Genomic DNA, 17837 nt, shown 5'->3' on the forward strand with positions numbered 1-17837 from the left:
ACCCAGATGGCTACGATGAGCCCTCTTCGGCAGCGTATGATCGAGGACATGACGGTCCGCAATCTGTCGCCGTCGACTCAGCAATCCTATATCTATGCGATCGCAAAGTTTAGCCGCCATTTCGGCGACGCCCCGGACCGGTTGAGTTTCGAGCAGGTCCGTGCCTACCAACTGCACCTCATCGGCCAAAAGCGTTCGTGGTCCCACATCAATCAGGTGGCCTGCGCGCTGCGGTTCTTCTACGGCATCACACTCGGGCAGACGGAGGCATTCGAGCGGATCATCGGCGGCCAGAAGCCCGACAAGCTCCCCCTCGTGCTTAGTGCCGAAGAGATCGAGCGCTTTCTGGACGCGGTTACAGGGGTGCGCAACCGCGTCGTGCTGGCGACGGCTTATGCGGCTGGCTTACGGGTTAGCGAGGTCGTACGCCTGAAGGTGAGCTCGATCGACAGCAAGCGAATGTTGATCCACATCGAGAACGGCAAGGGCGGCAGAGATCGTTACGCGATGCTTTCTCCTCGGCTGCTGGATATTCTGCGTGCGTACTGGACGCGAACACGGCCGGGGCTGTGGCTATTTCCAGGCCAAGACCCAAGCGAACATGTCAGCGTCCGCTGCGTCCAGGCGGCCTGCCGCGCCGCCCGCCGACGCGCTCGGATTGCCAAGCCGATCACTGTCCACACGCTCCGGCACTCCTTTGCGACTCATCTCCTGGAAAGCGGGATCGACATCCGCATCATTCAGGTCTTGCTCGGACATGCCGACCTCGGATCGACCGCCCGCTACGCGCAGGTTGCGACCAATCTGCTCGCTCGCACGACCAGCCCATTCGATGGGCTCTCCATCACGGTGATCCCACCCCACTAAGCCGCGCATATGCGCCCCGTGCTTGAGGTGGCGGACATCTTCCGCCGCCACGGCGCTGCGTTCCGTACCGCGCAGGGCTCTCGGCTCACATCCGACCAGCGCCGTGTGATGGCAGCCATCGAGGCGTGCCGCACAGCGACGCTCGGCGGCCATGTCGAGCGGTGCGACGACTGCGGCCTGGTTCGCGTCGCGTACAACAGCTGTCGCGATCGGCACTGTCCAAAGTGCCAAGGCCTCGCGCGCGCCCAATGGCTCGCCGATCGCCAAGCCGATCTGCTGCCGGTCCCCTATTTCCATGTTGTCTTCACCGTGCCGGCGCCAGTAGCCGCTATCGCGCTGCAGAACAAGGCGGTGGTCTACGACATCCTGCTCAAGACGGCGGCCGAGACGATCCGTCTCATCAGCGCCGACCCGAAGCATCTCGGTGCCGAGACTGGGATGATCGCCATTCTCCACACCTGGGGGCAGACCCTGACGCATCATCCGCATGCCCATTGCCTCGTGCCGGGCGGCGGGATTGCCCCTGATGGAAGCTGGGTTGGCTGCCGCTCCGGCTTCTTCCTTCCCGTTCGCGTCCTGTCACGATTGTATCGTCGGCTATTCCTGGAGCGCCTCCAGGCGGCGTTCGATAGCACCAAGCTCCAGTTCTTCGGCCACCTCGACCACCTGAGTGAAGCGGCTGCATTCGCCCGCCATCTAAACGCCCTCCGCAAGGTCAAGTGGGTCGTCTACGCCAAGCGTCCCTTCGGCGGACCAGAACAGGTTCTGGCGTATCTCGGGCGCTACACCCATCGCGTTGCGATCGCCAACGGCCGGCTCATCACCTGTGAGCAGGGCCACGTCCGCTTCCGGTGGAAGGATTATCGCGCCGGCAACAAATCCAAAGTGATGACGCTCGAGACTGACGAGTTCATCCGTCGCTTTCTGCTCCACGTATTGCCGAAGGGGTTTCGCCGCATCCGTCATTTTGGCTTCCTGGCGAACGCCTGCCGCGTCGCCAAACTCGCGCGCATCCGAGCGGCGCTAAAGGCGCCGCAACCACCTCCGCCTGCCGAAGCTGTCGACTATCGTGAGCGCTGCGCCATCCTCATTGGTCACCGCCTCGACTTGTGCCCCATCTGCGGAGGCCGCATGGTCGAGATTGGGCCTGTGCCGCGTGCGCAAACGCCGCGACGCGCAGCACCTCGCTGCGATACATCATGACCGACTACCTCGACTTGTTCGCTCCCACTGCAGGCATCGCCATGCCGACGTTCTCCGTCGGAACGATCAAGCACGCTCAGAACGCGCGGCGAACGGGCGATAGTCAGCCGCTTGGGCTTGACGCGCCGTTCGACGCTATCGACGCCGGCATCCTCTGCTGCCAACATCAGCGGCAATCTGCGGCCACACTCGCTCGCGGGCCCGACATCGGGTCAATCGCGCCTACCGGCGCCTAGATCGAGCCCCCATAGGTCCTCGCTCACAAGACGCGGCTTCGTTCAATCCAGCTTCAAATAGGTCCCGCGCTGGACTTGCGGCGAGATCTGCGACGCGGGACCTATTTGAACCCTCCAGTATTCCGACGAACCAGCGGAACAGCAGGTCGTATTCCAGCCGCTCCATCAGAAGCCGCTCGGAGCGGATCGAATAAAACGCCTGCAACAGCATCGCCCGCAGCAGCTTCTCCGGCGGGATCGACGGCCGCCCAATCGGCGAATAGAGCGCGGCAAACTCCCGCTCCAGCGCCGACAGTGCCTCGTTCACCATCGTCCGGATCGTTCGCAGCGGATGATCACGACGCACCCGCGCCTCCAGGTCGACGTAGCTGAACAGCTCGCCGTTCGATTGTCGCCGCCGCGCACGCACCACCTCCGAATCTCGTCGGAGCCAATGAATCACGGTCGCCGGTCGGCGGCGAGCGCCTTTTTTCAACGGCCTGCTAGAAACCTTCCTCGGGGGCGGTTTCCAATCCGTTGTGGCGCCCCGCCGGCCACACACACGAGGCAAGTCGCGCTGCAACATATGAGTCTTCGTGACAGGTAGTGGAGCAGCTATTGAATCCCGCTCCGGTCCCTCTGGGCATGCTCTTTGCTTCGTTGAAGTCAACATCGCCGATATCCTGGGTGATGTCGGGGCGGAGTTGGCGCGGCACCTGAGGCGTTCGCGCGTCGGGCCGCCGCGCTTTCCTTTCTGAACGCCCATCGATAGGAAATTCATGAAGGTGCACGTTCGGGCTGCCGTGGCTGCGGTTGCCTTGGCCCACACTCTCGGACGCGCTATCGTCCGCGTTCATGAATTCGAAGCCTCTGTATCTCTCAGGATGAGCGTGCGCGTACGAGACGGCCTCGTTAGCGCATACGACCACGGCAGGCATTGCTATGTTACGGGCGCATTACCGAACCTGTACCACCATGGTGAGCGTTCGCATTTAGTGATCAAACCGGAAGCCTCGGGAGTGTATTGCGGCTTCGATCACGATACGTCATCTTACTTTTCTGTAAGCGTCACGGGCGTTGAAGCTTACATTTTCGACTACAAAGAAGACTTGTACTTCGCATACAGTGTCTAAGCACCGGTCTCCCGCGAGCGCCTGCATTGGTTCGCGCCTCGATCTCGGGTAAGGGACTTCATGTTGACATAGACCCAACAAAATCTGTGGCATCCGCTACAACCCGCACTGCCGCGCTATGTGTTGAGACGCTCAGCTAACATGTGAACAGGAAAATGAACTAGCGAGGAACCGAACCTTCCTTTTAGCACATCGGCGGCCAACGAGTTGTGGGCGCTGGCAGGCATCGAGATCGCTTTTTGCTAAAGCAACCCTGTCGCTCCCTGGCTTTCATCTCACTGGAGCGCGGCCGGCGCAGTCTTCATTAGTGTTGCAAGGTTGCGGATCTTGACGTGGCCAAGATCGAGCACCAGAGGACCTGCAGGAATGCGCCCCTAATTCCATGCCGTACTTTACGATATTCTCATTGGTATGTGAGGCATCATTCGCTTATGAGACGGCATGAAGTTTTGGCGTGCCCGTCTGTCACTCCAATAGCCCAAAAAGCGATAACGGCGCTTCCGGTTCCTTGAAAGGCGTGAAGCTGATATCGGTGAGCCGCTATTTGCTGTCGCTCTTTCGCTGGCTAGGCAACGCCGTGAGGCAGATCGTTGCGAAGCGTTGCATATTTGCAACCCGCAAAGCAGTTCGGGGTAGTAGGCTGGTCGATCGGAATGACCAAAACATATTTCGTGTTTACTTCGATACGATCAGCGGGGGCGAAAAGTGTTTGATGTCTATCGCAATGGGAAGCGTGACTTGCTCGTTCTAAGCGCAGGCTCCGCGATACCGGGGGCTTACTCTGCAAAAAAGTGGCGCAAGAGCAGAAAAAGAATTCTCAAAGTAAGCGACGAGATTAGGTCAACCGTTCAGCGACAAGGCTATTACGTCCGTAGCTTGCGGGTCACGAGGAAGGGGATGATCTAGTTCGGGTCCGGTCTGGCGTTTAGTCGCTACTTGGCCAACTTGGCTCCGATGCCCAGCGTATTCCGCGAGCCATGCTCGCCGAATTTCGATAGCGTCCTCGATGCAACTTGCATACTACAGTACCGGCCGCCCGCAACCTCATAACTGTTTGTCAACCGCTTTGGCGTAAATTCCGAACAGCGGCGCGGCCATGATTGTCATGGCAAGGCTAGTCCGAGTTGGCCTGTCCGTTGTACTCGCGTATAGCTCTATTTCTCATCATCGCTTTTTTGATCACTTTCGGCACAACCACGCCGACCCGCAATAGAGATTTGAGACGATGTCGTCAGTGCTAAACTTTCGGCAACCCCACAAAGCAAAGTCTGATGCAAGTCCCTCGTGCCAGAGACTGCCTGAGATTCTAGCGAACGTCGCCGCTCTGTTGTCCCAAGTTCAAGCGCTCGAAATTCAAACAAAAGATGACATCCATCGAGCCATCTTCATGCTTGAATTCGCGAATTGCTGCATCGGATCGATCGTGGGACAGACCAAACTGAATGACATGACCAGAACAACTCTACTAGCTCAGTCGGCGAAGATCGATTTGCTCATTGCAGAGGCGCGCAGGGACGCGGCGCATTTATTTGGAGAGACTGATTTGAAATTGGGGATTGCAGATGACGGGCAACAATCGAAAGGCGTACCGTGTTCGGTTTGAACACAAGCATACCGTCAGCATCATGGGTGTCGATGGAACGTGGCGACGCAGCTGTATTCTTGTCGACGCCTCTGCAAGCGGTGCCAAGCTTGAGGTCGAAGGCTCGACAGACCCCCTGAAAGCACAGGAATTCTTCTTGGTGCTGTGTCGTCCACGGGTCTGGCATTTCGACGATGCGAGCTGATTTGGGTGGACGGGTCTCACGTCGGAGTTCAATTCGTCACAGCAAAGACAAAGGGTAAGACGAACGCAGAGAAGCGTCTCGTCGGTTCACAATCAGACGGGTCGGGATTTACCCATGATCGCTCAGCAGACTGACAGGCTTATCGTCGGCTGTCGCTTCCGGATGAGCGGGCTTGGGATCGTTCAGTTCCCACACTTAGCCCACAAGACCGGGACCGTTGTTGCAATTGGCATTCGTACGAGCGGCATAACGGTGCTGTTCGACGGCGCCACAAGACCGACGGTCCTCGACCGAAACTATCTAGCTCCCCTATCGAAGTAATCGTTGCCGACGACGAAACCTTCTCCGATTTGTGCAGGTCGAGCACCCCATGAAAACACCAAAGCCCGAGCAATGGGCTGCGCAGGAGGTTCGACGGTTGGGTCACGCTGGGCAGGCAGGGCGTTGGCGCATCGACGATCGCCGCCGAATCAGGCGGCTACGCCGGATCAGTAGGGCGGATAGCGCGAACGAAGGGAATACTGTTGAAGAAATAGTGCGGTGCGACGGCTCTTCCTCCGCCGGATACATTTTCCTAGTCTTGCGTTGCACATGCAATGTTCGGCGTCGAGTTGTGATCGACGTTTGTGACGATCTAGTTTTTGGATGAAGACGCATGGGCGTCAAAGCTATGATGGTGAGGATTCTTCAGGACCAGCTGGCATTGCGCGGCGTTCATTCTTTGACGCCATCCGACTATGACGAGATCATAGAGCAGTTGATCGAACAGCTCAGAGAGCTGGAGCTCAACATGGCTGCTCGCGAGTTGGCTGGCAAGCATGAGCCGAAGTAGCCTTATGCCCGGGGACTGAGACTGTGCATTCAGGATTGGCCAATCCGCCGTAGCCGAGCTGTCGGGCCTGGAATTTCCGATGACCGCCCGTCTAGAAACCAAACCCGCGGCTGATCTCCCGGATAAGCCTGATCGCGGCCTCAGTATTTCGCCCCCTGAAGAGCGCTCCATCAAGCTGAGAGAAGATGCCCATTCCAAATAGCGCGATAGCAATGCCTCTAAGCATAGTTGTGGCCTGGATTGAACGATGCTGAGCAAGTTCAACACGGCCCCAGCCGCAGGATGGGGTAAGCAGCCGGGGCCGGCATTCCCATTCCATGTGCCGCAATCGACGGTGGGCGGCACGTTCCAAGATTAGGCACAGAGGAGCTAACGAATTATTTCGCGAGACCACCGCCCGATTTCATTGGGCTCTATGCGAGACGCAGTGAGGACATTCGCCGTCTGCTGCTTTGTGAGCTGTCGTGCAGTTTCTTCCCTAAGCTCCTGAGGCGTCCAACGTACCGCTGCCCTTGGCGATCCTCTTGGTGCGTTCGAGGGCAGCTTCGGCCGCAATCATAGCCCACATGCCGGCCGCTCGAGTTCGCATCGCGATGAATGTCGGCGACCACACGGATTGGAAAATTGAGGGCAGGTTAAAGGATAACCATTAGACTGCGGCGCGATATCGGCTTCTTCAAGATGTAAAGGCGCCTTTGCCGCCTGTCCGAATGCCGGGAGTGACGAATGGCAGCTAATCGTTTGAAGTCTGGTGTTAGCGGTAATTTCGACGATGCATCAAAATGGTGCCGTGCCTTTTTGCCGAAAGCGCGCACGTCTATCGCGTCGAGATTAGTCCGCTCGCTGTTGCAACTATCCAGCGGTTGCCCCAACGCACGATAGAGTCGACTCGCCCGATGCCGGGGACTATGTCGCCCCGTGCCGCCATTCGAATCCCATCGGGTCCTTCGAGCACCGCCGTTCCACCGCGAACGTCAAGGACTGCCCAACCCTCAATAGTCGTCGGCCTTGTGTCGGGGACCGACAGGAGCGGCCCTGTAGGCTGGACCGAGCCCGTCACAGACATGTCCGTCTCGACACCCGAAGAAGCTGGGTTCGAAGCCTCCGCCGATTGCACCCCACTCGCCGCCTTGGCTAGAGGCTTCGGAGCAAGGCTCGCGCTGAGTGTGGAGGGTTGACCTAAACCAGGCGGTGTTCGCGAGCCTGATCCTGATGACACCTTTCGGGTGCTTTCGGCCTTACCGCCTGGCTTTGTGTCCGGCATGCGGCGCGAAGCCGTTTCTATCTGAGCACTTTGGTTGAGAGCCGAGATGGTTGCGGGACCGTACCGAGCGCCAGCCCATCCCAATCCAAAGCCCGCGGCCAATGCGACCACGACGAGCCAAATAATGGATTGTGACTGACCGCTTCGCGCAAGTAGGGCCAGGACCTCGTCGCGATTGGAGGTCGAGAAATCCAATTGGTCGAGAGTGACGGGGCACGTTGCTGCCCCGCCACTGTCGTGATCCGCGACCTTGTCGATCCTTTCCAAGGTATTGGCATGGTGCAATTTCATGCTCGCGCCCCTTGTGGTCCCCAATGATCATGCCGGGAACTAAACCAACCCTTAACATCCGATGCACCTCAGCACGAATAAGACAGCAGTGGATCGCATAGGGAACCAAAGGCGTGATGTCCGGCGATCGCCGAGGCTCGACCGTGAGCTGCTGGAGTTGGCTCGCATTCGGACCTGGATCTCGCGTCAGGAGCACAATGAATCCATCGCGCCGCCAGATTTGAGCGTATGCCGGGCCAAGTCGAGGTTGAGCAGCTTCTCGCCGCGCCCGCCGACTCACCTCAAGCTATGCCGGTGAGCGCGCGCGTTGCGAGAGGCGCACGACGAAGCGCGCAGCTGGACGGCCTGGCTCGGTGTGTTGCTGATCGCATTTGGTAGCTACTCGAAGCTTGAGCCGCACGCTTCGATACGCGGTGAGATTACGCCGCTGAGGTAGCTCGATATGCTAGGCACGGTACCTGGGCTCGCCGCCGAGCGAGGGATGAATTCCCAGGAGCTGGTATTGCCGAATTGCCACACGTACAAAGGTTCCGCGGGCCCGCACGTGGTTTGGCACTGCCTTAGACGGACATTCGATTACGATGACGGTCCCTTTCGGAGTGGGGCTGCATCATGCGCTACAAAGTGTTCGTGGTGGACAGCAGGCGGCGAGTGATCTGCGCCGCAAAACTCGACTGCATTGACGAACAGGCCGCGAGACGTCGAGCCGAGCAAATGGATGGCGGGCATGACGTTGAGCTTTGGGAAGGTGATCGACTGGTTGCTATATTTCGAGGTGCAACGTCGAACGAAAATGGGAGTGACGGCTGCGTCCCGAATAGACGCCCAGTCTCACCGCCGCGTTAGGTTGCACATTGTCAGGCACGCCAGCCCGGCAGGGTGCGACATTTTGCAGGGCACAATCGGCGAGGCTGGCTGCGGGATGAAGGCACCAGCATTTCTCTAAATAATGGCAGATGCGATGATCGCGGGTGATCCATGCATGGAAATCGCGCGAGTGAGCGAACGCGAATCTATCTTCGGACCCGGAGGATCTCTAAACTGCTCTCGATCTGCCGCTCGCTTTGGTGCGCCGTCTTCTGCCCATCGTTCTCGCTTCTACATGCCGGAGCTTACTTCGAAGCTTCTCCACCTCTCTAAGCTCCGCCACAAGCGCTCGGAGCCGTTCGCTCAGAATAGCAGAAGAATCAATCTGACGCGTCCTGGACATCACCTGCCTCAAAATAGTTTGGAAAATAGAAAGGACAAACAATCGTCCGGCCGAACCTCAGTGAGCCAAAGCCGCAGCCGCCAGATGCTCCCAATACTCTGCTTGTGCGAGCACTTTCGAGCTTCTCTCAGGTGGATGCGCAAGCAACGCCATTGCGCGAAAGCGGCGGGCAGCTTCCATTCAAACCTCCCCTGTTTTTCTCAAATATATTTTTCAATTTTGTGATGGACACATCATGATTATCGAACATAACCACTTTGGTGGCTGATTAAGTTTCAACCAGCTGACGGGACTAGTTTCGATTCAGGCTTCACATCAGTTTCGAATGCTACCTACTAGGGCCGTGTTGCGCGTTAAAGCGCAGCCGCCCCTCGTCGCGCTCGCGTCAACGAGCGTGCGGGACAGCAACACGACATGCGAAGCTCGCGAGCAAGCATCGCAATGTCAGAATCCGAACTGACCGGACGCGAGGACTCTTCTCTAATTCGTCCGTTGCTGAGAACCGAATCATATTGGCGATTGGCCCGGCGCAAATGCCGGGCTTTTCGTCGCGCTCCGGCCATGTACGCCGGCCATCAAGCTATACCAGCGGACCGGGTTCGGCTGCGGCGGTCTCACGCTTTGGGACCAGCTCTGCGCGATAGCGCGCCTCGCGCAGGCGGGGCGCCGGCCGAGGGATTGCGACCGATTTCAGCTTGGAGCTCGATACTATCGATGAACACGCCGCCTTGGCGGCGCAGCTCGTCGGCAATCATCGTGGGATGGCCGGCGATCGTGGAGATCACGGTAGACGCGGGCGCTCGACCCCCTACGCGACGCGACCGGATCCTGTTGCGGCACGATGGCTGTGCTAACTGGGGGAGCGGTATGGATAGGCGTCGAAAGCGGCAGCAACAGATCGAATCAGAAAACGATGTTCCTGCCTCACGCGGATCAAACCATCTTCGATGTCCACTATGCCGTCTTCGGCGAGGGGCGCCAAGCGTTCAGCTGAATCGAGAAAAGGAACCGGATCAAATCCGTGGCCGGCACAGATTGCCGGCACGTCGACCTCCAAATCGCACATCAGCCGTTCGATTATTGCACCCCGGACGCGGTCTTCCGGAGTAAGACAGCAGCCCTTTAACGTCGCCAAACGGCCAGCTCTGATCTGCCGGCTGTAAGAACCCGCAGTAACCTCATTCTGGACGTAGCCGTCACCCAACCGCCCAATAGCCGATGGTCCGAAGCCAATCAGAACTCTACAGGTGTCTGCCGAGTAACCCAAGGAGTTCCGCCGTAAGCGACCGGCTTTCTGCACAAGCGCGAGCTCGTCGTCAGGTAAGGCGAAATGGTCGAGTCCAACTTGACAGTAGCCGGCGGCGACCAGTGTATCGGCGATCGCCGCCGCTTGTTCAGCGCGTGTGCCGCTATCTGGCAACTCTGCCTCATCTATGAGGCGCTGGTTCTTCTTGAAGGACGGAATGTGGGCGTACCCGAAAACCGCGAGCCGGTCGGGGCGCATGGCCGCAGCCCGTGTCGCAGTCTCTACGCATGACTGCACAGTCTGCCTTGGAAGGCCGTAGATGAGATCAAAGTTGATACGGTTTATTTCATGCTCGCGCAGATTTTTGACTGCAGCCGCCGTTTGCGCCTCAGTCTGAACGCGGTTGATGGCATTTTGAACAACGGGATCAAAACTCTGCACGCCCAGGCTGGCGCGGCTCACTCCGGCTGCTCCCAAGGCTTCCGCCATCTCTGCCGTGAACGCACGCGGGTCGATCTCGATGGCGATGCTTGCCGATCTCCTGAATGCGAAGTGAAGACGTAAAAGCCCCATCAAATCCAGAAACTCTGCTGGCTTGATGAGGGTCGGCGTCCCGCCGCCGAAATGTACGTCGTTTACAGGTAATCCTTGAGGCACCCGCTCCGCGACCAAGCGGATCTCTTCTCGCAACACTGCCAAGTAATCGAGGAGCGGCGCATGCCGAAGGATCATGTTAGTTGGAAAGCCGCAATACCAGCAAATCGAGCGGCAGAACGGAATGTGGAAATAGAGCGACACAGGCTCGTAGGGCGGCAGGCGACTTAGCCATTTCTCATAGGCCTTGGCACCGACCTCAGCGGAGAACTGAGATGCAGTTGGATAAATCGTGTACCAAGGCGGCTGGGCACCACAATATTTCTTCAGGACTGACGACTGCAATGGTTCCTATCTCTCACCTGTATTCGGATGTAGAATCAACAATGCAAAAGCGTTTCCGGAGTGCTATGCACGTGGGTCTCTCGTCGCTGGCTGGCTGCAGAGGCCAGCCAGCGCCTAACCGATGAAAGCCTCTTTGTGCGACCCTGATTAGCATTAGCACTGGTGCTAATCCGGTACTCACGATCCTCGCCAGTTTAAGCGCCGCTCAATCGCTGTTCGGTCCGAGCCGAAGCTACATGGAGCGAGCGAGTGCCTTACAGAGTGGCATACGTTACCCGAAAGGGACGACTGAGTTGCCGCTCTTCCTGTTTCAAGCATGCAACCGGAGGTCCTGAGGGCAATGCTGGCGAGTACGAGCTCTTCGAGCGGCCTCCTCAGGTACTCGGATGAGATGGTCGACAAAACTGTAATCTAATCTGCCGGAGTCGTCGGTGAAGTGAACTGTCGTCTTTACTTGCAATCGATCAGGTCCCACGAGAGTCAAGCGTGTGCTTCTCACTGAGGATCTAGCAGGCTGTTGAAAAAGGCGCTCGCCGCCGACCGGCGACCGTGATTCATTGGCTCCGACGAGATTCGGAGGTGGTGCGTGCGCGGCGGCGACAATCGAACGGGCGAGCTGTTCAGCTACGTCGACCTGGAGGCGCGGGTGCGTCGTGATCATCCGCTGCGAACGATCCGGACGATGGTGAACGAGGCACTGTCGGCGCTGGAGCGGGAGTTTGCCGCGCTCTATTCGCCGATTGGGCGGCCGTCGATCCCGCCGGAGAAGCTGCTGCGGGCGATGCTGTTGCAGGCGTTTTATTCGATCCGCTCCGAGCGGCTTCTGATGGAGCGGCTGGAATACGACCTGCTGTTCCGCTGGTTCGTCGGAATCGGCGTTGACGACGCCGCCTGGGACCATTCGGTGTTCTCGAAGAACCGCGACCGGCTGCTGGAAGGCGACATCGCGGCCAAGTTCCTGGCGGCGGTGCTGGCACAGCTCAAGGTGAAGAAGCTTCTATCGAGCGATCACTTCTCGGTTGATGGCACGCTGATCGAGGCCTGGGCCTCGATGAAGAGCGTCAAGCCCAAGGACGGCTCGGACGAGCCGCCGGCGCAAGGCGGGCGCAATGCCGATGCGGACTTCCATGGCCAGAAACGCTCGAACGACACCCATACGTCGACCACCGATCCGGACGCCAGGCTCTACCGCAAGGGCAAAGGCAAGGAGACGAAACTGTGCTTCATCGGGCACGGGCTGATGGAGAACCGCCACGGCCTGCTGGTCGACGCCTGCCTGACGCAGGCCGACGGGCATGCCGAGCGGGTGGCCGCGCTGCACATGATCGAACCTCGTGCCGACCGGCCGACAGCGATCACGCTTGGCGCCGACAAAGCCTACGATGCAGAAGACTTCGTCAACGAACTGCGCTCGATGAACGTGACGCCGCATGTTGCACAGAACACCAGCGGCCGTAGTTCTGCGATTGACGGACGAACGACCCGGCACGGCGGCTATGCCGTCAGTCAGCGCATCCGCAAACGGATCGAGGAGGCCTTCGGCTGGATCAAGACGGTCGCCGGGCAAGAGAAGACCCGCTTCCGTGGCCGTGATCGCGTCGCATGGGCCTTTACCTTCGCTGCCACCGCCTACAATCTGGTGCGGCTGCCCAAGCTGATCGCGGAGACCGGCTGATGGCCAAGGTGCCCGGCTTCGCCAAGGCCTTTGTCGGCCGCTGGCGCATCGTCGAAATGGACAACTGGGACAGCGACTTCCTCGATCTTGTCGAAGAGGCGCATCTCACCTTCCAGGGCAAATCCAATGGCGAAATCGCCTTTGGGGCTCTCAAGGGCTTCCTGAACGTGCGCTACGGCACCCGCGACGGATCGGCCTGCGCGGAGTTCTCATGGGAAGGGCACGACGAGAATGATCCCGTCTGCGGTCGCGGATGGGTCATGATCGGCACTGCAGGCAGGCTCGTCGGCCAGTTCTACATCCACAATGGCGAGGAGTCAGGCTTCGTTTGCGAACGCGGCTGAGTTCTTCAACAGCCTGCTAGAGCTCCATTTGACTTCCAGGCTTCCATAATAAGCGTCGGAACTCTGCGTCCGCGCGATACCCCAATCGCAGTCGGTCGGCCGACACCTGCTCCACGCATGAACGAGGGCTTTGTCGAACTGTTGGTCGACAAACATTTGTGTGACGATCCCGGTGCTCCGGTCCTCATTAGACCACTTTCCAGCAAACTCAGCCATTGTCGCGCCGCCTGCATTGCGCGGTGTCACCATATTGATTTGCTCGCCAAATGCTGGTCCGAGAAGCAGGAGCGCAAGCGGCATGACCGCGGACATTCGCAGCATTGTATTTGTCCTGTTACCTTGACATTCGAAAGGTTGGCAACAAACGTGCCAGCAGCTGGACTCGGAAATGGCAACGTTTGGAGTGCATCTTAGGTCTGCAACCGGCAGATGCCTCGTCCTAAATCCGACAATCCGCCGCGCCGGCAGACGACGCGTGCCAGACTTCTTACACTTGGGTTCGATTTTGGCGTTAGTTGCGAGAGCAGCACAGAATAGCATACTCCTCGCCTCAGCGTCCCATGTGGCATCGGTCTTGCCAGCGCTGCTGGACAGCATGACGCTCTTTACCGAGTGCTCACGGAAGCAGGAGCAGGTACTCGACCGGCCCCTGATTATCTCCGAATGAATTCAATTGCCCCCTGAACTTGTGGAGAGTTAGTTGCGCATCTGTGGTATCAAGCTGGGGCATGATGGGGCGATAGCTCTCGTCGAAGATGGGCGGCTGGTCTTTTGTGTCGAGCAGGAGAAACGAGGCAACAATCGACGATATCAAGCGATCGAGGATTTCGATGTTGTCGTCGACGATTTAGCGGAACACGGGCTTGATCCGCGCGATGTTGATCTATTCGTCGTCGACGGAGCGTGGTGGAGAGACGGTCTTCGGCTCCGCAGTGGGGGCGAACCTGTCAGTCTCGAGTGGGCATCGTATGTTGAAAGCCATCCAGAGGGCCTTCTTGCTTCACACGGCTGCGTTGGCCTCATCCTCAGCGGCAGGTCATTTCCTTATCGAAGTTATCCGCATGTCACTGGGCATCTGGCCGCCGCATTCTGCACCAGCCCATTTGCCAAAGCCGGACAGGGCGCATTTGTTCTGATCTGGGACGGTATCATTTTTCCACGACTCTACTATGTGGACCCCCGCGGCGCTCGGCTCATTGAATGTCTGTTTCCGCTGATAGGTCAGGTCTACGCGACAGCAGCGGATCACTTCGGACCGTACACGAATCGGTCCAGCTGGGACGATCTAGGTGTTGCCGGCAAGTTAATGGCGTACATCGCTCTGGGATCTGCCGACGAAGAAATCATAGCTGTATTTCAGGGCCTCTACGAGGAGCGTCTTGCTGCCGCCCCGCAGCACGCTCATGCAGAGACCAGTGTGGACGCCTCACTTGCGGCCATACACGACTTCTTCTGCGCGAGCGCCATGACCCTGAAGGCCAAGCGAGTGGAAGATGTGCTTGCATCTTTTCATTGTTTCCTTGAGCGTCTTCTCATCCACAGCATGACGACTATTTTACAACAGTATTCGGGTCTTCCGGGCTCACGCAATCTGTGCATCGCTGGTGGCTGCGCTCTTAACATCAAATGGAACAGCGCATTGCGTGCCTCCGGTCTGTTCGACGCCATCTGGGTGCCGCCCTTTCCGAATGACAGCGGGGCGGCAATAGGTGCCGCTTGCTCGGCCATGGCCGCAGACAGCAGCTTCATTCCCTTAGAGTGGTCGGTGTACAGTGGCCCAGCCCTGCAGCGCGGTGATGTACCACCTGAATGGGAGGCGACACCGTGCAGCATGCGTGAACTCGCCGTCTTCCTTGCGAGCAGCAAGCCTGTGGTGTTTCTTGCCGGCCGCGCCGAACTCGGACCGCGGGCATTGGGTGGCAGAAGCATTCTGGCCGCCGCAACGTCGAGAGGAATGAAGAACTATCTCAACGATATCAAACTTCGCGAATACTTCCGGCCAGTGGCGCCGATATGCCTAGAAGATCGCGCGCCCTTTATTTTCAACCCAGGAACGCCGGATCCTTACATGCTGTTCGATCACGAGACGCGGGCAGAATGGCGGGACAAAGTCCCCGCCATTGTACACCTTGACGGATCGGCCCGACTGCAGACAATACCTAGAACGTCTCAGCATGAAGTCGCAGAGCTTCTTGTCGAATACGAGAAGCTCACGAGCATTCCCCTGCTTTGCAATACGAGCGCCAATCAACATGGACGCGGCTTCTTCCCGGATGTGGCCTCAGCCTGCCGGTGGGGACGCGTCGAACACGTTTGGTCGGGTGGCCTGCTATGGACTAAGAGGACTCGGAACTGAGCTGGTTGACTGCTTTTTCGCTGATGAACGGGTCTAAGTAAGCGATCGCCCCTGGGTCTTGCGGCCTAGGAATGTGCAACGGTTTGATAGCTTTGCCTGCCAGTTCGAGTTGTTCGCCAAAACATCCGTTTCTCCATCCGGGGAATGCCGATTTGGCCGAAGTTCGTCCTCAGCTGATGCTTGCATCCGCTCTGCCCGTTCAATAGATGCCTGGCGCTTCAAAGGCGCCATGCATGCTGACTTAGTTGATCCAGTTGCCACCCCGTAGGCTCGAACGAGCACACAAATGCGCCTCTAGAATTCTTTGCTTCGATCAGACTTTGTCACGCGGCGGACTAGTCAGTATCCGCTTTACGTGTTCGGCTTGCTCCATCGTCAGGTTGGCCGCCAAACTGGTCCCAATCTGCGCTGGACCCTTGCGTTCACGATCATAAACCATCCAACCCTTGCCTCCTTTGCGGATGAAAAATCTGGCCGGTGAAGACGCACTTTCGCTCAAGCATTGGCCTCCAATTGTTTGTCGAGGGAAGGGGGCCATCCAGCACAGCGCATTTGCCTATGTGAATCTTCGGTCTTTTTTTGCGCAGTTCACATCCCCTGGAATCGCGCACCCAGAAGAACGGCAGACCGCGCGATAGTGGATTCAAGCTATTATGGCCTTAAGCCAAGCCGGCGGAGTCGATAGTCCAGTTTTGGTCTGCTGATCTTCAAAAGGCGTGCGGCGGCCGACACGTTGCCTTCGGCCTGGGCCAGGGCGGAGCGATAAGCGGCGACCTCAATGTCGGCAAACGACGTCTCCCCTAACGCTGCGCCTGTGTTGAGCAAGGCAGCGCTATCTTTTTTTGCTGACGGCGGATCCACTTCAAGTAGCGTTGTGCGTCCGAGCCGCCCCTCACTGGTGAGCTGGATCGAGAACGGCGGCAGGAGCTCCGAGCCGCTGAACAGATGTCCGATATCGATGACGCCACCATCGTCTGCATAGACGACGCCTCGTTCGATTAGGTTCTGCAGTTCACGGATGTTGCCGGGATAATCATATTTGAGCAGCGCGTCGGTGGCGCGGCGGCTGAAGCCCATGAGATGCCGGCCGTGGCGCGCGCAATAAAGGGCGAGGAAATGCGCCATCAAGAGCGGGATATCATCGCGCCGCTCCCGCAGCGGCGGGATCGTAATAGGGAACACGCAGAGCCGGAAATAGAGATCTTGCCGGAAGCGTCCGGCCGCGACCTCGGCGGTCAGATCGACATTGGATGCCGCCACCACACGGACGTTGAGAGAGACCGTCTTGGTACCGCCGATGCGTTCGATCTTGCGTTCCTGTAGCGCCCGCAGCACCTTGCCCTGCGCCGAATAGGTCAGTGAGGCTATCTCGTCGAGAAACAACGTGCCCCCGGAAGCGCGTTCGAAATAGCCGGCGCGCGAGGCGATGGCGCCGGTATAGGCGCCCTTCTCAACTCCGAACAATTCGGATTCGACGAGCTGCTCGGGGATCGCCGCGCAGTTGATCGCGACGAAAGGACCGTCGGAGCGTCGGCTGATGGCGTGAAGCTGGCTGGAGAACAGCTCCTTGCCGACGCCGGATTCGCCGACGAACAGCACGGTGGCGTCGGTCGCGGCGACCCGCTCGAGCTGGCGGCGGGTGCGGACGAACGCAGCGGAGACGCCGACCGCGACGGTATTGTCATCGCCTGCGGGGGCAGGGCTTTCGTCCGCCGCGACCGGCACCTTGCCGACCGCGTGCACCGAGCGGCTCTTCCAATCCAACCCGAAATAGTTGCGCTCAGGCGCGTCCTCGCCCCATGCATCGGCGTGCTGGCCGACCACCACGCAATGCGGCGCGCCCATGCCGGCGCATTCGACTTCGCGGAAGATCACCGGCCAGCCGCACAGCTTGGTGGTGTAGCCAGAGGGATAACCGACCTGTAGCCAGCAGACCGGTTCGCTGGCGAGGCCATAGCTCGCGAGGTGCTCGGCTGCCTCCGAGGAATCCTGCCACAGGAATTCACCGAAATAGGTGCACCTGTCGCGGTCGAACTCGAAATGCCGTGTGGTCACCTTGACGAAACCTTCCAGCGTGTGCACGCGCGGCCCGGCAGCGAGCGCGTGGGTGAGGTCTTCGTTCGGGAAGCGCTTCTGGATCAACTCGGCGTCTCGCATACCCTGTACGTAACCCACACGCGTGAACAGTGCTCTTGCGGTCTCGATGCCGAAGGCGTCGATGATCTCGGCGCGGAGGCGCCCGAGCACCTGCGACTGCATCAGCACCATGCGCTGGTCGTTGAGCCAGATGCGGCCGTCGCCGAGCGCGAAATGCAACGACTCGGCGAGATCATTGAAGGTCGGTACCGCGCCGGTTTCGAGCTCGCTGCTGGCGCCGCGCGCGAGGATTCGGGCGGCGCGTCGGGACGCTTCCGCCAGTGAAATACGGGAGCCACGCTCCGCCATCAGGCCTCGCTCTTCATTAAATGGTGAAAT

10 protein-coding genes and 3 pseudogenes are annotated in these 17837 nt (G+C 58.9%); 9 read left to right on the forward strand and 4 right to left on the reverse strand.

Annotated features, from left to right (window positions below; genetic code table 11):
• Positions 1 to 6: 6 nt before the first annotated feature.
• From ACR9YP_RS11885 to ACR9YP_RS11895, 3 genes are read left to right on the forward strand one after another with little or no spacing between them, the layout of a single operon-like run.
• The gene (locus ACR9YP_RS11885) at positions 7 to 867 is read left to right on the forward strand and encodes a tyrosine-type recombinase/integrase (RefSeq protein ID WP_249757261.1); all 861 of its coding nucleotides are present in this window, start codon (positions 7 to 9) and stop codon (positions 865 to 867) included.
• 9 nt (positions 868 to 876) lie between these two features.
• Positions 877 to 2070 (forward strand): IS91 family transposase, encoded by a 1194-nt coding sequence (locus tag ACR9YP_RS11890; protein ID WP_474218828.1) that lies wholly within the window; start codon positions 877 to 879, stop codon positions 2068 to 2070.
• Complete coding sequence (locus ACR9YP_RS11895) at positions 2067 to 2306, forward strand: hypothetical protein (protein WP_474218827.1); 240 nt, start codon at positions 2067 to 2069, stop codon at positions 2304 to 2306. Before ACR9YP_RS11890 ends, ACR9YP_RS11895 begins: the two co-directional genes overlap by 4 nt.
• Positions 2307 to 2424: 118 nt before the next feature.
• Here the strand turns inward: ACR9YP_RS11895 and ACR9YP_RS11900 are convergent.
• A pseudogene (locus tag ACR9YP_RS11900) lies at positions 2425 to 2711 on the reverse strand (transposase); the annotation flags it as partial.
• Between the two features lie 1412 nt (positions 2712 to 4123).
• Here ACR9YP_RS11900 and ACR9YP_RS11905 point away from each other — a divergent pair.
• The 3 genes and pseudogenes from ACR9YP_RS11905 to ACR9YP_RS11915 all read left to right on the forward strand — a co-directional run bounded on the left by ACR9YP_RS11905 (position 4124) and on the right by ACR9YP_RS11915 (position 6037).
• Positions 4124 to 4324: a hypothetical protein gene (locus tag ACR9YP_RS11905; protein ID WP_438101879.1), complete on the forward strand. Its 201-nt coding sequence runs from the start codon at positions 4124 to 4126 to the stop codon at positions 4322 to 4324.
• Positions 4325 to 4980: 656 nt separating this feature from the next.
• Positions 4981 to 5339, forward strand: a pseudogene (locus tag ACR9YP_RS11910) (PilZ domain-containing protein).
• A gap of 521 nt (positions 5340 to 5860) precedes the next feature.
• Positions 5861 to 6037 carry a hypothetical protein gene (locus tag ACR9YP_RS11915; RefSeq protein ID WP_438101875.1) on the forward strand — a complete coding sequence of 59 codons (177 nt, stop codon included), beginning with the start codon at positions 5861 to 5863 and terminating at the stop codon, positions 6035 to 6037.
• 3379 nt (positions 6038 to 9416) lie between these two features.
• Here the strand turns inward: ACR9YP_RS11915 and ACR9YP_RS11920 are convergent.
• Both ACR9YP_RS11920 and hemN read right to left on the reverse strand, forming a co-directional pair.
• A pseudogene (locus ACR9YP_RS11920) lies at positions 9417 to 9590 on the reverse strand (LabA-like NYN domain-containing protein); the annotation flags it as partial.
• Between the two features lie 62 nt (positions 9591 to 9652).
• Complete coding sequence (hemN, locus tag ACR9YP_RS11925) at positions 9653 to 10987, reverse strand: oxygen-independent coproporphyrinogen III oxidase (protein ID WP_474219870.1); 1335 nt, start codon at positions 10985 to 10987, stop codon at positions 9653 to 9655.
• Between the two features lie 586 nt (positions 10988 to 11573).
• Here hemN and ACR9YP_RS11930 point away from each other — a divergent pair.
• From ACR9YP_RS11930 to ACR9YP_RS11940, 3 genes are all read left to right on the forward strand, one after another.
• Complete coding sequence (locus ACR9YP_RS11930; RefSeq protein ID WP_235542580.1) at positions 11574 to 12662, forward strand: IS5 family transposase; 1089 nt, start codon at positions 11574 to 11576, stop codon at positions 12660 to 12662.
• Positions 12662 to 13006 carry a hypothetical protein gene (locus ACR9YP_RS11935; RefSeq protein ID WP_474217814.1) on the forward strand — a complete coding sequence of 115 codons (345 nt, stop codon included), beginning with the start codon at positions 12662 to 12664 and terminating at the stop codon, positions 13004 to 13006. The genes ACR9YP_RS11930 and ACR9YP_RS11935 overlap by 1 nt, the downstream gene beginning before the upstream one ends.
• A gap of 700 nt (positions 13007 to 13706) precedes the next feature.
• Positions 13707 to 15362, forward strand: coding sequence for a carbamoyltransferase N-terminal domain-containing protein (locus ACR9YP_RS11940; protein WP_474219872.1), 1656 nt, complete (start codon positions 13707 to 13709; stop codon positions 15360 to 15362).
• Positions 15363 to 16013: 651 nt separating this feature from the next.
• Here ACR9YP_RS11940 and ACR9YP_RS11945 read toward each other — a convergent pair.
• Positions 16014 to 17807, reverse strand: coding sequence for a sigma 54-interacting transcriptional regulator (locus ACR9YP_RS11945; RefSeq protein ID WP_474219874.1), 1794 nt, complete (start codon positions 17805 to 17807; stop codon positions 16014 to 16016).
• Between the last annotated feature and the right edge of the window lie 30 nt (positions 17808 to 17837).

The organism is Bradyrhizobium sp. BR14999 (genome assembly GCF_056106085.1).